Here is a 14,593-nt window from a genome sequence, read left to right on the forward strand (position 1 = left end):
AGTCGACGGGCCCGGTCGTAGTTGACGGGCCCGGTGTCAGTCGACGGGCCCGGTCTTGGTTGACGGGCCCGGTGTCAGTTGACCGGCCCGGTGTACTTCTCGCCCGGGCCCTGGCCGATGGCGTCGGGGATGGGGGAGGCCTCGCGGAAGGCGAGCTGCAAGCTGCGCAGCCCGTCGCGGAGCGCGCGAGCGTGCACGTCGCCGACCTCGGGGGCCGCAGCAGTGACCAGCCCTGCCAGGGCCGTGATCAGCTTGCGCGCCTCGTCGAGGTCGAGCTGGGTCTCGGGGGAGTCGGCGAGCCCGACCTTGACGGCGCTCGCGCTGAGGAGGTGCACCGCCACCGTGTTGATGACCTCGACAGCGGGCACGTCGGCGATGTCGCGCGACGCGCCGACCTCGTCGATCCCGTCGCCGGTGGTGTCGTAGGGGCTTGTCTCGCTCATCGTCGGGCTTTCTGCTAAGGTTCTCTATGGCTATGGGCGTCCGCGCCCATGCAAAGTGGAGTCTCTCCCACCCGCAACCTCAGGTTACCGGGTCGTTCACACCCCGTCAGCCGTGTCTCTCGCAGCCACGATCGACAGCATCAAGGGTGTCGTGCAACGCGTTTGCGCGTGAACTCCTCTTTCAGCCCGCCAGGCCACCCGCCTGGCGTTGACAACAACAGCGTTTGCTGTAAATCCAAGAGGAGCCCCGCATCAGCGATCCCCGTACCAACGACCGCATCCGTGTCCCTGAGGTCCGACTCGTCGGGCCCGCCGGCGAACAGGTGGGCGTCGTCCCCATCGCCATGGCCCTGCGTCTCGCGCAGGAGGCCGACCTGGATCTGGTCGAAGTTGCACCGAACTCGAAGCCGCCCGTCGCAAAGATCATGGACTACGGCAAGTTCAAGTACGAGGCTGCGCAAAAGGCCAAAGAGGCCCGGCGCAACCAGGCGAACACGATCCTCAAAGAGGTCCGTTTCCGCCTGAAGATCGACACCCACGACTACCAGACCAAGCTCAAGCGTGCTGAGGGCTTCCTCCAGTCGGGCGACAAGGTCAAGGCCATGATCCTGTTCCGAGGCCGCGAGCAGTCGCGCCCCGAGCAGGGCGTACGCCTCCTCCAGCGCTTCGCCGAAGACGTCGCCGAGTGGGGCACTGTCGAGAACAACCCCACGATCGACGGCCGCAACATGGTCATGGTCATCGGCCCGCTGAAGAACAAGGCCGAGGCGAAAGCCGAAACAGAAGCTCGCAAGGCGGCCAACAAGCCGCCGAAGCACCCCACGGCCTCGGAGGCCCCCGTCTCCGAGGCGCAGCCCACCGAGGCCGCGGCCGAATAACTCCGCCCGCGCCTTGCGCCCACGGGCCCCGCACTCCTGCGGCGGCCAGAAGAAGAAAGCACACACTATGCCCAAGATGAAGACCCACTCCGGCTCGAAGAAGCGGTTCAAGGTCACTGGCACCGGCAAGATCATGAAGCAGCAGGCCGGCATGCGCCACAACCTCGAGGTCAAGTCTTCCAAGCGCAAGGCACGCCTGAACACCGACCAGGTGCTGTCCAAGGCCGACAGCAAAGTCATCAAGAAGCTTCTCGGCCGCTGAGCCCTGACACCTTAAGGAACTAGAAAAATGGCAAGAGTCAAAAGGGCGGTCAACGCCGCCAAGAAGCGTCGTGTGATCCTCGAGCGTGCCGAGGGCTACCGCGGCCAGCGTTCGCGTCTGTACCGCAAGGCCAAAGAGCAGGGCATCCACTCTTTCGTCTATTCGTACCGTGACCGCCGCGCCAAGAAGGGCGAGTTCCGTCGCCTCTGGATCCAGCGCATCAACGCCGCCTCGCGTGCCAACGGCCTGACCTACAACCGGCTCATCCAGGGTCTCGCCCTGGCCGGCGTCGAGGTCGACCGCCGTCTGCTCGCCGACCTCGCGGTCAACGAGCCCGCCACCTTTGCCGGCCTCGTCGCCACTGCGAAGGCCGCCCTTCCCGCCGACACGTCGGCCCCGAAGGTCGAAGCTGCGTAGTTCTTCTGAGCGCTGACGGCATGATGGTCCTGTGCCCAGCAACCAGATGATCGACAACCCGCGCTCGCCTCGTGTGCGCGCGGTGGCCAAGCTGGCCAAGAGAGACGCCCGGTCGCAGACCGGGCTCTTTCTGTTGGAAGGCCCGCAGTCGGTCTCCGAGGCCCTCACTTTCCGGCCCGAACTGGTCGTCGAGCTCTTCGCTACGCCCACCGCCCTCGAGCGCTACACCGAGCTGGCCCAGGCGGCGGTCGACGCGGGCGTCGATATCGAGTTCGTCAGTGAAGACGTCCTTGCGGCGATGGCCGACACGGTCACGCCCCAGGGCCTCGTCGCGGTGTGCCGCCAGTTCCCGACGAGCGTGAAGGACATCTTCGGTTCCTCCGACGCGTCGGAGGGGGGCCTCGCCTGATCGCCATCCTCGAAGAGGTGCGCGACCCGGGCAACGCCGGCACCATCATCCGCGCGGCCGACGCCGCCGGCGCCGATGCCGTCGTCATGACCGGCCGCAGTGTCGACCTGTACAACCCCAAGGTGGTCCGGGCCACCACGGGCTCCCTCTTCCACGTGCCCGTAGCCGTGGGCATCGAACTCGCCACGGTGCTCCGCCGCTGCTCCGAGGCGGGGGTGCAGGTGCTCGCCGCCGACGTCAAGGGCGGCGACCTGCTCGACGCCCGCCGCGAGGGCATCCTGGCGGCCCCCACGGCCTGGCTCTTCGGCAACGAGGCCCGCGGCCTCACCGACGAGAACCTCGCCCTCGCCGACCGCGCCGTCGTCGTGCCCATCTACGGCCACGCCGAGAGCATGAACCTCGCCACCGCCGCCAGCGTCTGCCTCTACGAGTCGGCCTTCGCCCAGCGCCCCTGACCCGGCCCGCCCCCCGCCCGCCCCCGCCCCCGCCCCCCGGTGCTGAGAGTGCGCAACTCGCGGCTCACCTTCGGCGAATGCCGCAAAGTGTGCACTCTCGATCACGCGTCCTCTCCTCCACAGGGCCCCCACGGGAGCCAGTTCTCCACAGATAACGAATTCATCGCTCGGGGCGTTTGACCGAGCTGCATTCTCGACGCATGCCCGGTTCCAGGCCTCGAGAACTCCCCGACCCCTTGCGCCAGGCGCCTTTCGCCGTCTCTGCCGCTCTTCGGCTCGAGGTGTCCGGCTCGCGGCTTCGAGCGCAGGATCTCAACCGGCCCTTCTTCGGGGTGCGCTCGGTTCGAGATACGACCACCGTGGCCGACTTGGCCCGAGCGTTCGCGACGTGGATGAAACCCGACCAGTTCTTCAGCCACCAGACCGCAGTGGAGCTCTGGTCGTTGCCGCTGCCTCGACGCCTGGAGTCGACAGAGATTCACGTCACGACGCCGGGAAGACAGCGCTCGTCGCGAGGAGTGGGTGTGGTAGGGCACCGGACCCAGAGGCTGTCACACCTTCACCACGTTTGCGGCTTGCGAGTCACGGGCCCCGTCCGCACGTGGCTCGACCTTGCGTCGACCTTGACGCTCGACGAGTCGATAGTCCTCGGCGATGCAATCGTCTCGAATCGGCGAGACGACGGTCCGCTCGGCACCGTCGAAGAGCTCGCCGCGGCAGTGGCGAAGGCGCCTGGCGTTCGTGGACTGGCGCGTGCACGGGAGGCCCTCGCTCTCGTTCGTGTCGGATCTGCTTCTCCGGCAGAGACCCTGCTTCGATTGTCGATCCTGCGCCATGGTCTTCCGGAGCCCTCTCTCAATGAGAAGGTCTACTCAGCTACGGGTCTCTACCTCGGCCGAGGGGACTTCGTCTATTGGGATCACCGCATCGTCATCGAGTACGAGAGCGACCATCACCGCGTCGATGCCGAGCAGTGGCGACGAGACCTTCGTCGGCGCGAGGGATTCGAGGATGCGGGCTGGAGGATGGTCCGAGCGAGCGGCGACGACCTTCATCGCAGGGCCGACTCGTTCCTCGCGCGCTTGGGCCGATTGCTCGAGCAGCGGAGGCCACAGAGGTGAGTGCTCAGATGGCGGCCTTCGGCGAAGATGAGCCGCGAGTTGCGCACTCTCGAGAGAGGGAAGGGAGGGGGGCAGGGGAGAGGCCCCACGTTCGGTAGGCTTGACTACCGTGTCAGACACGCCAGCCATCACCGAAGAATCGGTCGCCAGCGCCGTCGAGGCCGCCCTCGCGGCCGTCGCGGCAGCCGCCACCGTCGCCGAGCTGAAGGCGGTGCGAAGCGAGCACACCGGCGAGACGTCGACGCTCGCTCGCATGAACGCCGGCCTCCGCTCGCTACCGAACGATCAGAAGGCGTCGGCTGGCAAGCTCATGGGCGCCGGCCGCGGCCGCGTGAACCAGGCTGTCGCCGCGCGCGAGGGCGAACTGGCCGTTGCCGAAGAGGCGGCCCGCCTCGACGACGAGCGAATCGACGTCACGGCTCTGCCGACACGCCGCCGCCAGGGCTCGCGCCATCCGCTCAGCCTCCTGCAAGAGAAGATGGCCGACATCTTCATCGGCATGGGGTGGGAGCTCTCTGAGGGCCCCGAGCTCGAGCACGAGTGGTTCAACTTCGACGCCCTGAACTTCGACGCCGATCACCCCGCGCGGGCTATGCAGGACACCTTCTTCGTCGATCCGGTCGAGCGTCACCTGCTGCTGCGCACGCACACGTCGCCCGTGCAGGTGCGCACGCTGCTCTCGAAAGAGCTGCCGGTCTACAACGTCGCCCTCGGGCGCGTCTTCCGCACCGACGAGCTCGATGCGACGCACACCCCGGTCTTCACGCAGATCGAGGCCATTGCGATCGACCGCGGCCTGACGATGGCGCACCTGCGCGGCACGCTCGAGCACCTCGCCCGCCAGATGTTCGGTGCCGAGGCGCAGATCCGTCTGCGCCCCAACTACTTCCCGTTCACCGAACCCAGCGCCGAGATGGACGTCTGGCAGCCTCACGCCAAGGGCGGCGCGCGCTGGATCGAGTGGGGCGGCTGCGGCATGGTCAACCCGAACGTCCTCCGGGCGGCGGGCATCGACCCGGCCGAGTACCAGGGCTTCGCCTTCGGCATGGGCGTCGAGCGCACGCTGCAGTTCCGCAACGACCTCAACGACATGCGGGACATGGTCGAGGGCGACGTGCGGTTCAGCGAGCAGTTCGGAATGGTGGTCTGATGCGGGTTCCTCTCAGTTGGCTCGGCGAATGGGTCGACCTGCCCGAAGACGTCACCCTCGAGCATGTTCACGCCGCCCTGGTGAGCGTCGGCTTCGAAGAGGAAGACGTCCACACGAGCGAGGTCACCGGCCCGCTCGTCGTCGGCCAGGTGCTCGAGTTCACGCCCGAGCCGCAGACCAACGGCAAGACGATCAACTGGTGCCAGATCGCTGTCGGGCCGACCGCTGTCGACGACAGCGTCGAGACCGACCCGCTCGACGTGCGCGGCATCGTCTGCGGTGCGCACAACTTCGCGGTCGGCGACAAGGTCGTCGTCACGCTGCCCGGGGCTGTCCTTCCCGGCCCGTTCCCGATCGCGGCCCGCAAGACGTACGGCCACGTGTCGGACGGCATGATGGCGTCGACACGTGAGCTCGGGCTCGGCGACGAGCACGACGGCATCCTGCTGCTCAAAGACCTCGGGCTCGACGACGCGCCCGTCGGTGCCGATGCCGTCAGCCTGCTCGGCCTCGACGACGCAGCCGTCGAAATCAACGTGACGCCCGACCGCGGCTACGCGTTCAGCATCCGCGGGGTGGCTCGCGAATACTCGCACGCCACCGGGGCCGCCTTCCGCGACCCCGCCGCCTCGGTCACTCCGGTCGCCCGGGAGGGCTTCCGCCTCACCGTCGCCGACGACGCGCCGATCCGCGATCGCGCCGGCGTCAGCACGTTCATCACCGCGGTCGTGCGGGGCATCGACGTCGCGAAGCCGACGCCGCCGCACATCCAGTCGCGCCTGCGTCTCGCCGGCATGCGCTCGATCTCTCTGCCCGTCGACATCACCAACTACGTGATGCTCGAGTTCGGCCAGCCCACCCACGCCTACGACCTCGGCGCGCTCGCGGGCGGCATCACCGTCCGTCGCGCGAAGCCGGGCGAGCACCTCACGACACTCGACGACGTCGACCGTGCCCTCGACCCGGAAGACCTGCTGATCACCGACGACGACGGCCCGATCGGCCTCGCCGGCGTGATGGGCGGCGCCCGCACCGAGGTCAGCGCGTCGACCACCGACGTCGTCATCGAGGCCGCAACGTTCGAGCCCGTCTCGATCGCGCGTTCGGCGCGCCGCCACAAGCTGCCGAGCGAGGCGTCCCGGCGCTTCGAGCGCGGCGTGGACCCGGCGGTCAGCCGGGCTGCGGCCGAGCGCATCGTCGAGCTGCTCGTCGCGCTCGCCGGCGGCACGGCCGACACCCTCGGCTCGGTCTACGACGTGTCCGTCGCTCCGGCCGCGGTCTTCCTCCCCGAGGGCCGCGCGAGCAGCCTCATCGGCGTCGACTACACCCGCGACGAGGTCGAGGAAAGCCTCATCGCCATCGGCGCCGACGTCACCAACGCCGACGGTGGCTGGCTCGTCACGCCGCCGACCTGGCGCACCGACCTCCGCCACGACGCCGACCTCGTCGAGGAGGTCGCTCGCATCACCGGCTACGACAGGATCCCGTCGGTCCTCCCGGTCGCACCTCCAGGCCGAGGCCTCACGCGCGAGCAGTCGCTCCGCCGTGGGGTCGCCTCCGGCCTCGCGTCAGCCGGTCTGACCGAGGTCTACGCGTACCCGTTCGTCTCTCCCGCCCGCAATGCGGCCTTCGCACCGCTCGGCACGAGGCCGGTCACCTTGGCGAACCCGCTCGATGTGGCGGCGCCCGAGATGCGCATGTCGCTGATCCCGGGCCTCCTCGACACCGCTCGCCGCAACCTGTCGCGCGGCCTCGTCGACCTCGACCTGTTCGAGACGGGGTCGGTGTACTTGGGGCGGGCGGAAGGCGACGACCCGGGCACCGACTTCATCCCGGTCGGCGCCGCTCACCCCGGCGACGAGACCCTGGCCGCTCTCAACGCGAGCTTGCCCGCGCAACCGCGGCACCTCGCGATCCTGTCGCTCGGCAACGCGGTCGACCGTCAGCCCGGCGTGGGCGCTCGGCCGACCGACCTCGCCGACGTGCTCGACGACCTCCGCGTCGCCGCTCGCGCCGTGGCGGCCGAGATCACCGTGCGGCAGAGCGCGCACCCGTCGCTGCATCCCGGTCGCACGGCCGACGTGCTGGTCGGCGACGAGGTCGTCGGCTTCGCCGGCGAGCTGCTGCCGGCGATCGCCCTCGAGCTCGACCTGCCGCGCCAGGTGGTGCTCGCCGAGATCGACCTCGACCGCCTCATGGCGCTCGGTCGACCCGACCCGACCCCGGCTCCGATCTCGGGCTACCCGGTCGCGACTCAAGACCTCTCGCTGGTCGTCGGGGCCGACGCCCCGGCCGGTGAGGTGCTGCAGACCGTGGTGGAAGGCTCGGGTGAGCTTCTCGAGTATGCTCGCCTTGTGGACGACTACCGCGGCGCTGGGCTCGAGCAGGGGGCGAAGTCTCTGACCTTCGCACTGCGCTTCCGCGCGTCCGACCGCACCCTCACGGCCGCCGAGGCGTCCGAGGCCAAGCAGGGCGCTGTGCGCCTTGCGGGCGAGCGATTCGGGGCGACGCTCCGCGACTGACCGTCGCGACGCGCCGCCGCCCCGTTCCCGTCCAGCCGAACATTAGGGTTAGAAGCATGCCTTTATCCGTCGCCGTCGCAGGCGCCAGCGGTTATGCCGGCGGGGAGCTCCTGAGGCTCCTCGCTGCGCATCCCGAATTCGAGGTGACGACCGTCACGGCATTCAAGAATGCCGGGCAAGAACTCATCGCGGCTCAGCCGCACCTGCGCTCTCTCGCGCACCTCACTCTCGTCGAGACCACCCCCGAGAAGCTCGTCGGTCACGACGTCGTCTTCCTCGCCCTTCCGCACGGTAAATCGGGTGAGATCACCGCGCAGCTGCCCGAGGGCACGCTCGTCGTCGACTGTGGCGCCGACCACCGCCTGACCGACGAAAAAGACTGGGCCGCGTTCTACGGCGGCGAGTTCTACGGGGCCTGGACGTACGGTATGCCCGAGCTCGTGCACGCCGACGACACGAAGCACCGGGTCGAACTCCAGAGCACCAAGCGCATCGCCGTCCCCGGCTGCAACGTCACCGCGATGACCCTCGGTCTCGCCCCGGCAGTCGCGGCGGGCCTGGTCGAGGTCGACGATATCGTCGCCGTCCTCGCCGTCGGCCCTTCGGGCGCCGGCAAGTCGCTCAAGCCGCACCTTCTGGCCTCCGAGCTCATGGGTTCCGCATCCGCGTACAGCGTCGGCGGCACTCATCGGCACATCCCCGAGACTCAGCAGAACCTCCACATCGCCGGCGGCACCGGCGTGAAGCTCTCGTTCACGCCCGTCCTCGTGCCGATGTCGCGCGGCATCCTGGCCACCACCACGGCGAAGCTCGCCCCGGGCGTGTCCGAGGCCGACATTCGCAGCGCCTACGAGCGGGCCTACGGCGACGAAGCCTTCGTGCACGTCCTGCCCGCGGGGAGTACCCGCGGGTGGCCGACACCCTCGGCGCCAACACCTGCGTGATCGGCCTCGCGGTCGACGAGGCCGCCGGTCGCCTGGTCGCGATCAGCGCCCTCGACAACCTCGTCAAGGGCACAGCCGGGGCGGCCGTCCAATCCGCCAACATCGCCCTCGGCCTCCCTGAGGGCCTCGGCCTGACCGCGAACGGAGTCGCCCCGTGAGCGTCACTGCAGCCGCAGGGTTCGAGGCCGCCGGGGTCGTCGCCGGCCTCAAGTCGACTGGCAAGCCCGACGTCGCCCTCGTCGTGAACCGGGGCCGCTCGAGCGCCGTGGCCGCCGTCTTCACGAGCAACCGCGCCAAGGCGAACCCGGTGCTGTGGTCGCAGCAGGTGGTCGCCGACGGCACTGCCCGCGCCGTGATCCTGAATTCCGGCGGGGCGAACTGCTTCACGGGGGCATTCGGCTTCCAGACCACGCACCAGACCGCCGAGGCAGTGGCCGAGGCACTCGAAATCGGCGCCGGCGACGTCGTCGTCTGCTCGACCGGCCTCATCGGCGTGGGCGACCAAGGGTTCCGCGACAAGGTGCTTTCGGGCTCCCGCGAGGCGGCCGCCAAGCTCAGCCCGACCGGCGGCATCGACGCGGCAACCGCGATCATGACCACCGACACCCACCCCAAAGAGGCGGTCGTCGAGGGCGCCGGCTGGAAGGTCGGCGGCATGGCCAAGGGCGCGGGCATGCTCGCACCGGGCCTCGCCACGATGCTGGTCGTTCTCACGACCGACGCCGACTCGACGGCGCAGGATCTCGACGCGGCGCTGCGCCAGGCGACGCACGTCACGTTCGACCGCCTCGACTCCGACGGCTGCATGTCGACCAACGACACCGTCGTGCTCCTCGCGAGCGGCGAGTCCGGCATCACTCCCTCGCACGACGAGCTCGCCGCCGCCGTCACCGACCTCTGCGCGAACCTCGCGAAGCAGCTCCAGCGCGACGCCGAGGGCGCTTCGCACGACATCACGATCGAGGTCGTGAACGCCGTCAGCGAAGACGGGGCCGTCGAGGTGGGCCGGTCGCTGGCCCGGAGCAATCTGCTCATGGCCGCCGTGTTCGGCAACGACCCCAACTGGGGTCGGGTGCTCGCGGCGATCGGTACGACCCAGGTCGAGTTCGACCCTTACGACGTCGACGTCTCGTTCAACGGCGTGCGGCTCTGCGCGAAGGGTGCGCCCGATCGCCCCGTGACCGAGGTCGACATGACTCCGCGAGCACTCCACATCCTGCTCGACCTGCACGCGGGCGATGCCACCGCGACCGTCCTGACCAACGATCTCACGCACGACTACGTGCATGAGAACAGCGCGTACTCGAGCTGAGGGGCGTGATGGACACCGAGCAGGCCCTGAGCCCACAGCAAGGTTTGGCCGCGGTCAAAGCCGCCACCCTCATCGAGTCGCTACCGTGGCTTCTCAACTACCGCGACCGGGTCGTCGTCGTGAAGTTCGGCGGCAACGCCATGATCAACGACGACCTCAAGCGCGCCTTCGCCGAAGACATGGTCTACCTGCGCACCGTGGGTCTGCACCCCGTCGTCGTGCACGGCGGCGGCCCGCAGATCTCGGCCGCTCTCAAGAGGGCCGGGATCGAGAGCGAGTTCCGCGGCGGCTACCGGGTCACGACGACCGAGGCGATCTCGGTCGTGCGGGACGTCCTCGCCGGCGAGGTCAACGCCGAGATCGTCGACATGATGAACGAGCACGGCGACCTCGCGCGCGGCGTCTTCAGCGACGGCACCGACGGCAAGCGGCTCTTCGAAGGCCACGTCCGCGGCGTCGAGGTCGACGGCGAGCTCTTCGACCTCGGTCACGCCGGCGACATCACCCGTGTCGACCCGACCCGCGTCCTCGCCGAGATCGAGGCGGGGCGCATCCCCGTCGTCTCCTCGATAGCCGTGGACGACGCCGATCCTGCTTCCGCTCTCAACGTCAACGCCGATGCGGCGGCCGCGGCCCTCGCCATCGCGCTGCAGGCGTCGAAGCTCATCATGCTGACCGACGTCCCCGGCCTTTACGCCGACTGGCCGAACCGCGACTCGCTCGTCGCGCTGATCTCGGTCGACGAGCTCACCGAGATGCTGCCGAGCCTCGAGAGCGGCATGATCCCCAAGATGACCGCCTGCCTCGACGCCGTCGTCGCGGGCGTCGGCGGGGCCACCATCATCGACGGTCGCATCCCGCACTCCATCCTCCTCGAGATCTTCACCCAGCGCGGTGCGGGCACCGAGGTCATCCCCAACGGGAAGCCCAAGAATCCCGTTGCCATCCAGCACGATCAGAAGAAGGGACAGTCATGACCACCACCACCCCGACCATCGAAGGAACGTGGCAGCGCCGTTTCGGTGACAGCATCATGAAGTCCCTGTCGACTCCGAAGATCATGCTGGAGCGCGGCGACGGCTGCTACGTCTGGGACGTCGACGGCAAGAAGTACCTCGACTTCCTCGCCGGCATCGCCGTCAACTCGCTCGGCCACGCCCACCCGGTCGTCGTCGAGGCTCTGTCGAAGCAGGCCGCGACGCTGATCCACGTCTCCAACTACTTCGCCACGCCGTCGCAGGTCGAGCTGGCCGAGCGCCTCAAGCGCATCACCGGTGCGGGCGAGCGCGGCCGGGTCTACTACGGCAACTCCGGCGCCGAGGCCAACGAGGCGGCCTTCAAACTCCTGCGCCTCAACAAGGGCAACGGCCAGAAGACGCGCATCCTGGCGCTCCAGAACGCCTTCCACGGTCGCACCATGGGATCCCTGGCGCTCACGGGCAAGCCGGCCCTCCGCGAGGCATTCGAGCCGATGGTGCCGGGCGTCGAGCACATCGAGACGTCCATCGAGGCTCTCGAGCACGCGTTCGACGACCATGTCGCCGGCATCATCATCGAGCCGATCAAGGGCGAGGCCGGCGTCGTCGACCTCCCCGAGGGCTTCATCGAGAAAGCCCGCGAGCTCACCGCCAAGCACGGCTCGCTTCTGATCCTCGACGAGATCCAGACCGGTGTCGGCCGCACGGGCACCTGGTTCACCTTCCAGCAGCTCGGAATCGTTCCGGATGCCATCACCATCGCGAAGGGGATCGCCGGCGGCGTGCCCATCGGCGCCCTGGTGACCTTCGGCGACACGTCCGACCTGTTCGAGGCGGGTCAGCACGGCTCGACCTTCGGCGGCAACCCGTTCGCGACGACTGCGGCCAACGCGGTGCTCGGCGAGATCGAGGGCGCCGGCCTCATCGAGAACGCGAAGGTGCGCGGCGAGCAGATCCGCGCCGCCATCGCCGCGATCGACTCTCCGCACGTGAAGGAGATCCGCGGCCGGGGCCTCCTGATCGGCGTGGGCCTGCACGAAGCCATCGCTCACGAGGTCTCCGACGCGGCTCTCGCAGCCGGCCTCATCATCAATGCCGCCAACGACTCCAGCATCCGCATCGCGCCGCCGCTGATCGTCGGCGACGACGAGATCGCCGAGTTCGCCGAGATCTTCGCCTCCGTTCTGAAAGGTCTCGAATGACCCGGCACTTCCTCCGCGACGACGATTTGAGCCAGGCCGAGCAGACGGCGATCCTCGATCGCGCAGCCGTGCTCAAGGCGGATCGCTGGAGCGAACGCCCCCTCGCGGGGCCGCAGACGGTCGCCGTCATCTTCGACAAATCATCGACCCGCACACGTGTCTCGTTCGCCGTCGGCATCGCCGATCTCGGCGGCCAGCCGCTGATCCTCGAGACGGCGTCGAGCCAGCTCGGCGGCAAAGAGACTCCGAACGACACGGCGCGCGTGCTCGAGCGTCAGGTCGCCGCGATCGTCTGGCGAACCTACGCGCAGGCCGGCCTCGAAGAGATGGCCAACGGCGCCATGGTGCCTGTCGTCAATGCGCTGAGCGACGACTTCCACCCGTGCCAGCTGCTCGCCGATCTGCTGACGATCCGCGAGGCGAAGGGTGCCCTCCAGGGCCTCACCGTCGCGTTCGTCGGCGACGGTCGATGCAACATGGCGCAGTCGTACCTACTGGCCGGCGCGACGGCGGGCATGCACGTCCGCATCGGAGCTCCCGCCGAGTTCGCCCCCGACAGCCAGGTGGTGCAGGATGCCACGGCGAGGGCGAGCGCGACCGGCGGCTCGATCACCGTGCTCACGTCTGCTGCCGAGGCAGTCGCCGGTGCCGACGTCGTCGTCACCGACACGTGGGTCTCGATGGGCAAAGAGAGCGAGAAGGAGCACCGCGTCGCGACCTTCGGCTCGTACAAGGTCGACCAGGCGCTGATGGACCAGGCCGACGCCGACGCCATCTTCATGCACTGCCTTCCGGCCGACCGCGGCTACGAGGTCGACGCCGACGTGATCGACGGCCCGCGCAGCGTCATCTGGGACGAGGCCGAGAATCGTCTGCACGCCCAGAAGGCCCTCCTCGCCTGGATCCTCGAGCAGTAGCGCCATGGCCGACAACACTCCGTCCCGCGCGGCCGAGGCTGGCGCCCTGTGGGGCGGCCGGTTCGCCTCCGGCCCCAGCCTCGAGCTGCAGGCCCTCTCGAAGTCGACGCAGTTCGACTGGCAGCTGGCGCCCTACGACATCGCGGGCTCCCGAGCCCACGCGAAGGCCCTGGCCTCCGCCGGCTATCTGACCGACGACGAGCTCGCGGGCATGCTCGCCGCGCTCGACTCGCTCGAGCAGGGCGTCCTCGACGGCAGCATTTCCGCCGCCGAGTCCGACGAAGACGTGCACTCGGCACTCGAGCGGCACCTGGTCACGATCGCCGGGCCCGAGCTCGGCGGCAAGCTCCGCGCCGGCCGTAGCCGTAACGACCAGATCGCCACGCTCGTGCGCATGTATCTGCGCGATCACGGCCGAGTGATCGCGCACCTCGTCGTCGGCGTCATCGACGCGATCGTGAGCCAGGCGACGACACACGATCGCGCGATCATGCCCGGCCGCACCCACCTGCAGCACGCCCAGCCGGTCCTCCTGGCGCATCACCTCCTAGCCCACGCCTGGCCCCTGGTGCGCGACCTCGAGCGCCTGCGCGACTGGCAGGCTCGCGCGGCCGCCTCGCCGTACGGCTCGGGTGCGCTGGCCGGATCGTCGCTGGGTCTGGATCCTGCGCTCGTCGCCCGCGAGCTCGGCTTCGCCCGCACGACCGAGAACTCCATCGACGCCACCGCGAGTCGCGACGTCGTCGCCGAGTTCGCCTTCGTCACCGCGTCGATCGGCATCGACCTGTCGCGCCTGGCCGAAGAGATCATCCTCTGGAACACTCGCGAGTTCGGCTTCGTGCGGTTGCACGACGGTTTCTCGACCGGGTCGTCGATCATGCCGCAGAAGAAGAACCCCGACATCGCCGAGCTCGCGCGCGGCAAGTCGGGGCGTCTCATCGGCAACCTGACCGGCCTCCTGGCCACCTTCAAGGGGTTGCCGTTGGCGTACAACCGGGATCTCCAAGAAGACAAAGAGCCGGTGTTCGACACGGTCACGCAACTCGAGGTGCTGCTGCCCGCCTTCGCCGGCATGGTGGCGACCCTCGAGTTCGACGTCGATCGCATGGCGGCGCTGGCCCCGCAGGGCTTCTCGCTCGCGACAGACGTGGCCGAGTGGCTGGTCAAGCAGGGCGTGCCCTTCCGGGACGCCCACGAGATCAGCGGGTCGCTGGTTCAGTTCTGCGAGCAGAACGACCTCGACCTCGACGAGCCGACCGACGACCAGTACCTGTCGGTCTCGCCGCACCTGACACCGGGTGTCCGCGCGGTCCTGACGATCGAGGGTGCCGTGGCGAGCCGCGACGGTGTCGGAGGCACTGCGCCGGTGCGAGTCGCCGAGCAGCTGGCCGCTCTCACGGCGCGAGTGCGCGACCTGGTGAGCGCCCTCGACCCGCAGGCGGTGCGCTGATGGCTCGCGAGCGCCGGCAGTCGCAGCACCGCCCGTGGCTGTTCTGGACGATCCTGGTGGTCGCCATCGTCGTGGTGGTCGGCGCGATCATCTACACGGTCGCGACCGGCCAGAAGTTCTTCTAGAGCCGCAGC

General features: G+C 69.0%; 13 protein-coding genes and 2 pseudogenes. 14 read left to right on the top strand and 1 reads right to left on the bottom strand.

The genetic code is table 11. From position 1 onward, the window contains the following. Positions 1-74: 74 nt before the first annotated feature. Complete coding sequence (locus AX769_RS10945; RefSeq protein ID WP_066279154.1) at positions 75-443, bottom strand: DUF1844 domain-containing protein; 369 nt, start codon at positions 441-443, stop codon at positions 75-77. A gap of 251 nt (positions 444-694) precedes the next feature. On the opposite strand from AX769_RS10945, the gene infC reads away from it, so the two are divergent. From infC to AX769_RS25710, 14 genes and pseudogenes are all read left to right on the top strand, one after another. Beyond that, positions 695-1,321, top strand: coding sequence for a translation initiation factor IF-3 (gene infC, locus AX769_RS10950; RefSeq protein ID WP_082763740.1), 627 nt, complete (start codon positions 695-697; stop codon positions 1,319-1,321). Positions 1,322-1,388: 67 nt separating this feature from the next. After that, positions 1,389-1,583 (top strand): 50S ribosomal protein L35, encoded by a 195-nt coding sequence (gene rpmI / locus AX769_RS10955; protein WP_066279155.1) that lies wholly within the window; start codon positions 1,389-1,391, stop codon positions 1,581-1,583. A 27-nt stretch (positions 1,584-1,610) separates the two neighbouring features. Next, positions 1,611-2,000 (top strand): 50S ribosomal protein L20, encoded by a 390-nt coding sequence (gene rplT / locus AX769_RS10960; protein WP_066279156.1) that lies wholly within the window; start codon positions 1,611-1,613, stop codon positions 1,998-2,000. 46 nt (positions 2,001-2,046) lie between these two features. Then, positions 2,047-2,864: pseudogene (locus AX769_RS10965) on the top strand (TrmH family RNA methyltransferase). A 359-nt stretch (positions 2,865-3,223) separates the two neighbouring features. Beyond that, positions 3,224-3,985: a hypothetical protein gene (locus AX769_RS10970; protein WP_157887578.1), complete on the top strand. Its 762-nt coding sequence runs from the start codon at positions 3,224-3,226 to the stop codon at positions 3,983-3,985. A 109-nt stretch (positions 3,986-4,094) separates the two neighbouring features. Continuing rightward, positions 4,095-5,135 (top strand): phenylalanine--tRNA ligase subunit alpha, encoded by a 1,041-nt coding sequence (pheS, locus tag AX769_RS10975; RefSeq protein ID WP_066279161.1) that lies wholly within the window; start codon positions 4,095-4,097, stop codon positions 5,133-5,135. After that, positions 5,135-7,657 carry a phenylalanine--tRNA ligase subunit beta gene (gene pheT / locus AX769_RS10980; protein ID WP_066279165.1) on the top strand — a complete coding sequence of 841 codons (2,523 nt, stop codon included), beginning with the start codon at positions 5,135-5,137 and terminating at the stop codon, positions 7,655-7,657. The genes pheS and pheT overlap by 1 nt, the downstream gene beginning before the upstream one ends. Before the next feature lie 56 nt (positions 7,658-7,713). Then, positions 7,714-8,759: pseudogene (argC, locus tag AX769_RS10985) on the top strand (N-acetyl-gamma-glutamyl-phosphate reductase). Continuing rightward, on the top strand, positions 8,756-9,913 hold the full coding sequence (gene argJ, locus AX769_RS10990) for a bifunctional glutamate N-acetyltransferase/amino-acid acetyltransferase ArgJ (RefSeq protein ID WP_066279167.1): 1,158 nt from the start codon (positions 8,756-8,758) through the stop codon (positions 9,911-9,913). The pseudogene argC and the gene argJ overlap by 4 nt, the downstream one beginning before the upstream one ends. 8 nt (positions 9,914-9,921) lie before the next feature. Beyond that, complete coding sequence (gene argB, locus AX769_RS10995; protein WP_066279170.1) at positions 9,922-10,890, top strand: acetylglutamate kinase; 969 nt, start codon at positions 9,922-9,924, stop codon at positions 10,888-10,890. Next, positions 10,887-12,092, top strand: coding sequence for an acetylornithine transaminase (locus AX769_RS11000; RefSeq protein WP_066279173.1), 1,206 nt, complete (start codon positions 10,887-10,889; stop codon positions 12,090-12,092). The genes argB and AX769_RS11000 overlap by 4 nt, the downstream gene beginning before the upstream one ends. Further along, the gene (argF, locus tag AX769_RS11005) at positions 12,089-13,009 is read left to right on the top strand and encodes an ornithine carbamoyltransferase (RefSeq protein WP_066279175.1); all 921 of its coding nucleotides are present in this window, start codon (positions 12,089-12,091) and stop codon (positions 13,007-13,009) included. Before AX769_RS11000 ends, argF begins: the two co-directional genes overlap by 4 nt. Before the next feature lie 4 nt (positions 13,010-13,013). Further along, positions 13,014-14,459, top strand: coding sequence for an argininosuccinate lyase (gene argH, locus AX769_RS11010; protein ID WP_066279176.1), 1,446 nt, complete (start codon positions 13,014-13,016; stop codon positions 14,457-14,459). After that, positions 14,459-14,584 carry a hypothetical protein gene (locus AX769_RS25710; RefSeq protein WP_255359394.1) on the top strand — a complete coding sequence of 42 codons (126 nt, stop codon included), beginning with the start codon at positions 14,459-14,461 and terminating at the stop codon, positions 14,582-14,584. Before argH ends, AX769_RS25710 begins: the two co-directional genes overlap by 1 nt. Positions 14,585-14,593: the final 9 nt, after the last annotated feature.

This window comes from Frondihabitans sp. PAMC 28766 (genome assembly GCF_001577365.1).
In the GTDB taxonomy this organism is placed as follows: Bacteria; Actinomycetota; Actinomycetes; order Actinomycetales; family Microbacteriaceae; genus Frondihabitans.

What these genes read in the sequence shown, in the direction of transcription:
- rpmI (WP_066279155.1), top strand. Translation starts at nt 1,389, where the DNA reads ATGCCCAAGATGAAGACCCACTCCGGCTCGAAGAAGCGGTTCAAGGTC.
- AX769_RS11000 (WP_066279173.1), top strand. Translation starts at nt 10,887, where the DNA reads ATGACCACCACCACCCCGACCATCGAAGGAACGTGGCAGCGCCGTTTC.
- AX769_RS10945 (WP_066279154.1), bottom strand. Translation starts at nt 443, where the DNA reads ATGAGCGAGACAAGCCCCTACGACACCACCGGCGACGGGATCGACGAG.
- argF (WP_066279175.1), top strand. Translation starts at nt 12,089, where the DNA reads ATGACCCGGCACTTCCTCCGCGACGACGATTTGAGCCAGGCCGAGCAG.
- argB (WP_066279170.1), top strand. Translation starts at nt 9,922, where the DNA reads ATGGACACCGAGCAGGCCCTGAGCCCACAGCAAGGTTTGGCCGCGGTC.
- argH (WP_066279176.1), top strand. Translation starts at nt 13,014, where the DNA reads ATGGCCGACAACACTCCGTCCCGCGCGGCCGAGGCTGGCGCCCTGTGG.
- AX769_RS25710 (WP_255359394.1), top strand. Translation starts at nt 14,459, where the DNA reads ATGGCTCGCGAGCGCCGGCAGTCGCAGCACCGCCCGTGGCTGTTCTGG.
- pheT (WP_066279165.1), top strand. Translation starts at nt 5,135, where the DNA reads ATGCGGGTTCCTCTCAGTTGGCTCGGCGAATGGGTCGACCTGCCCGAA.
- rplT (WP_066279156.1), top strand. Translation starts at nt 1,611, where the DNA reads ATGGCAAGAGTCAAAAGGGCGGTCAACGCCGCCAAGAAGCGTCGTGTG.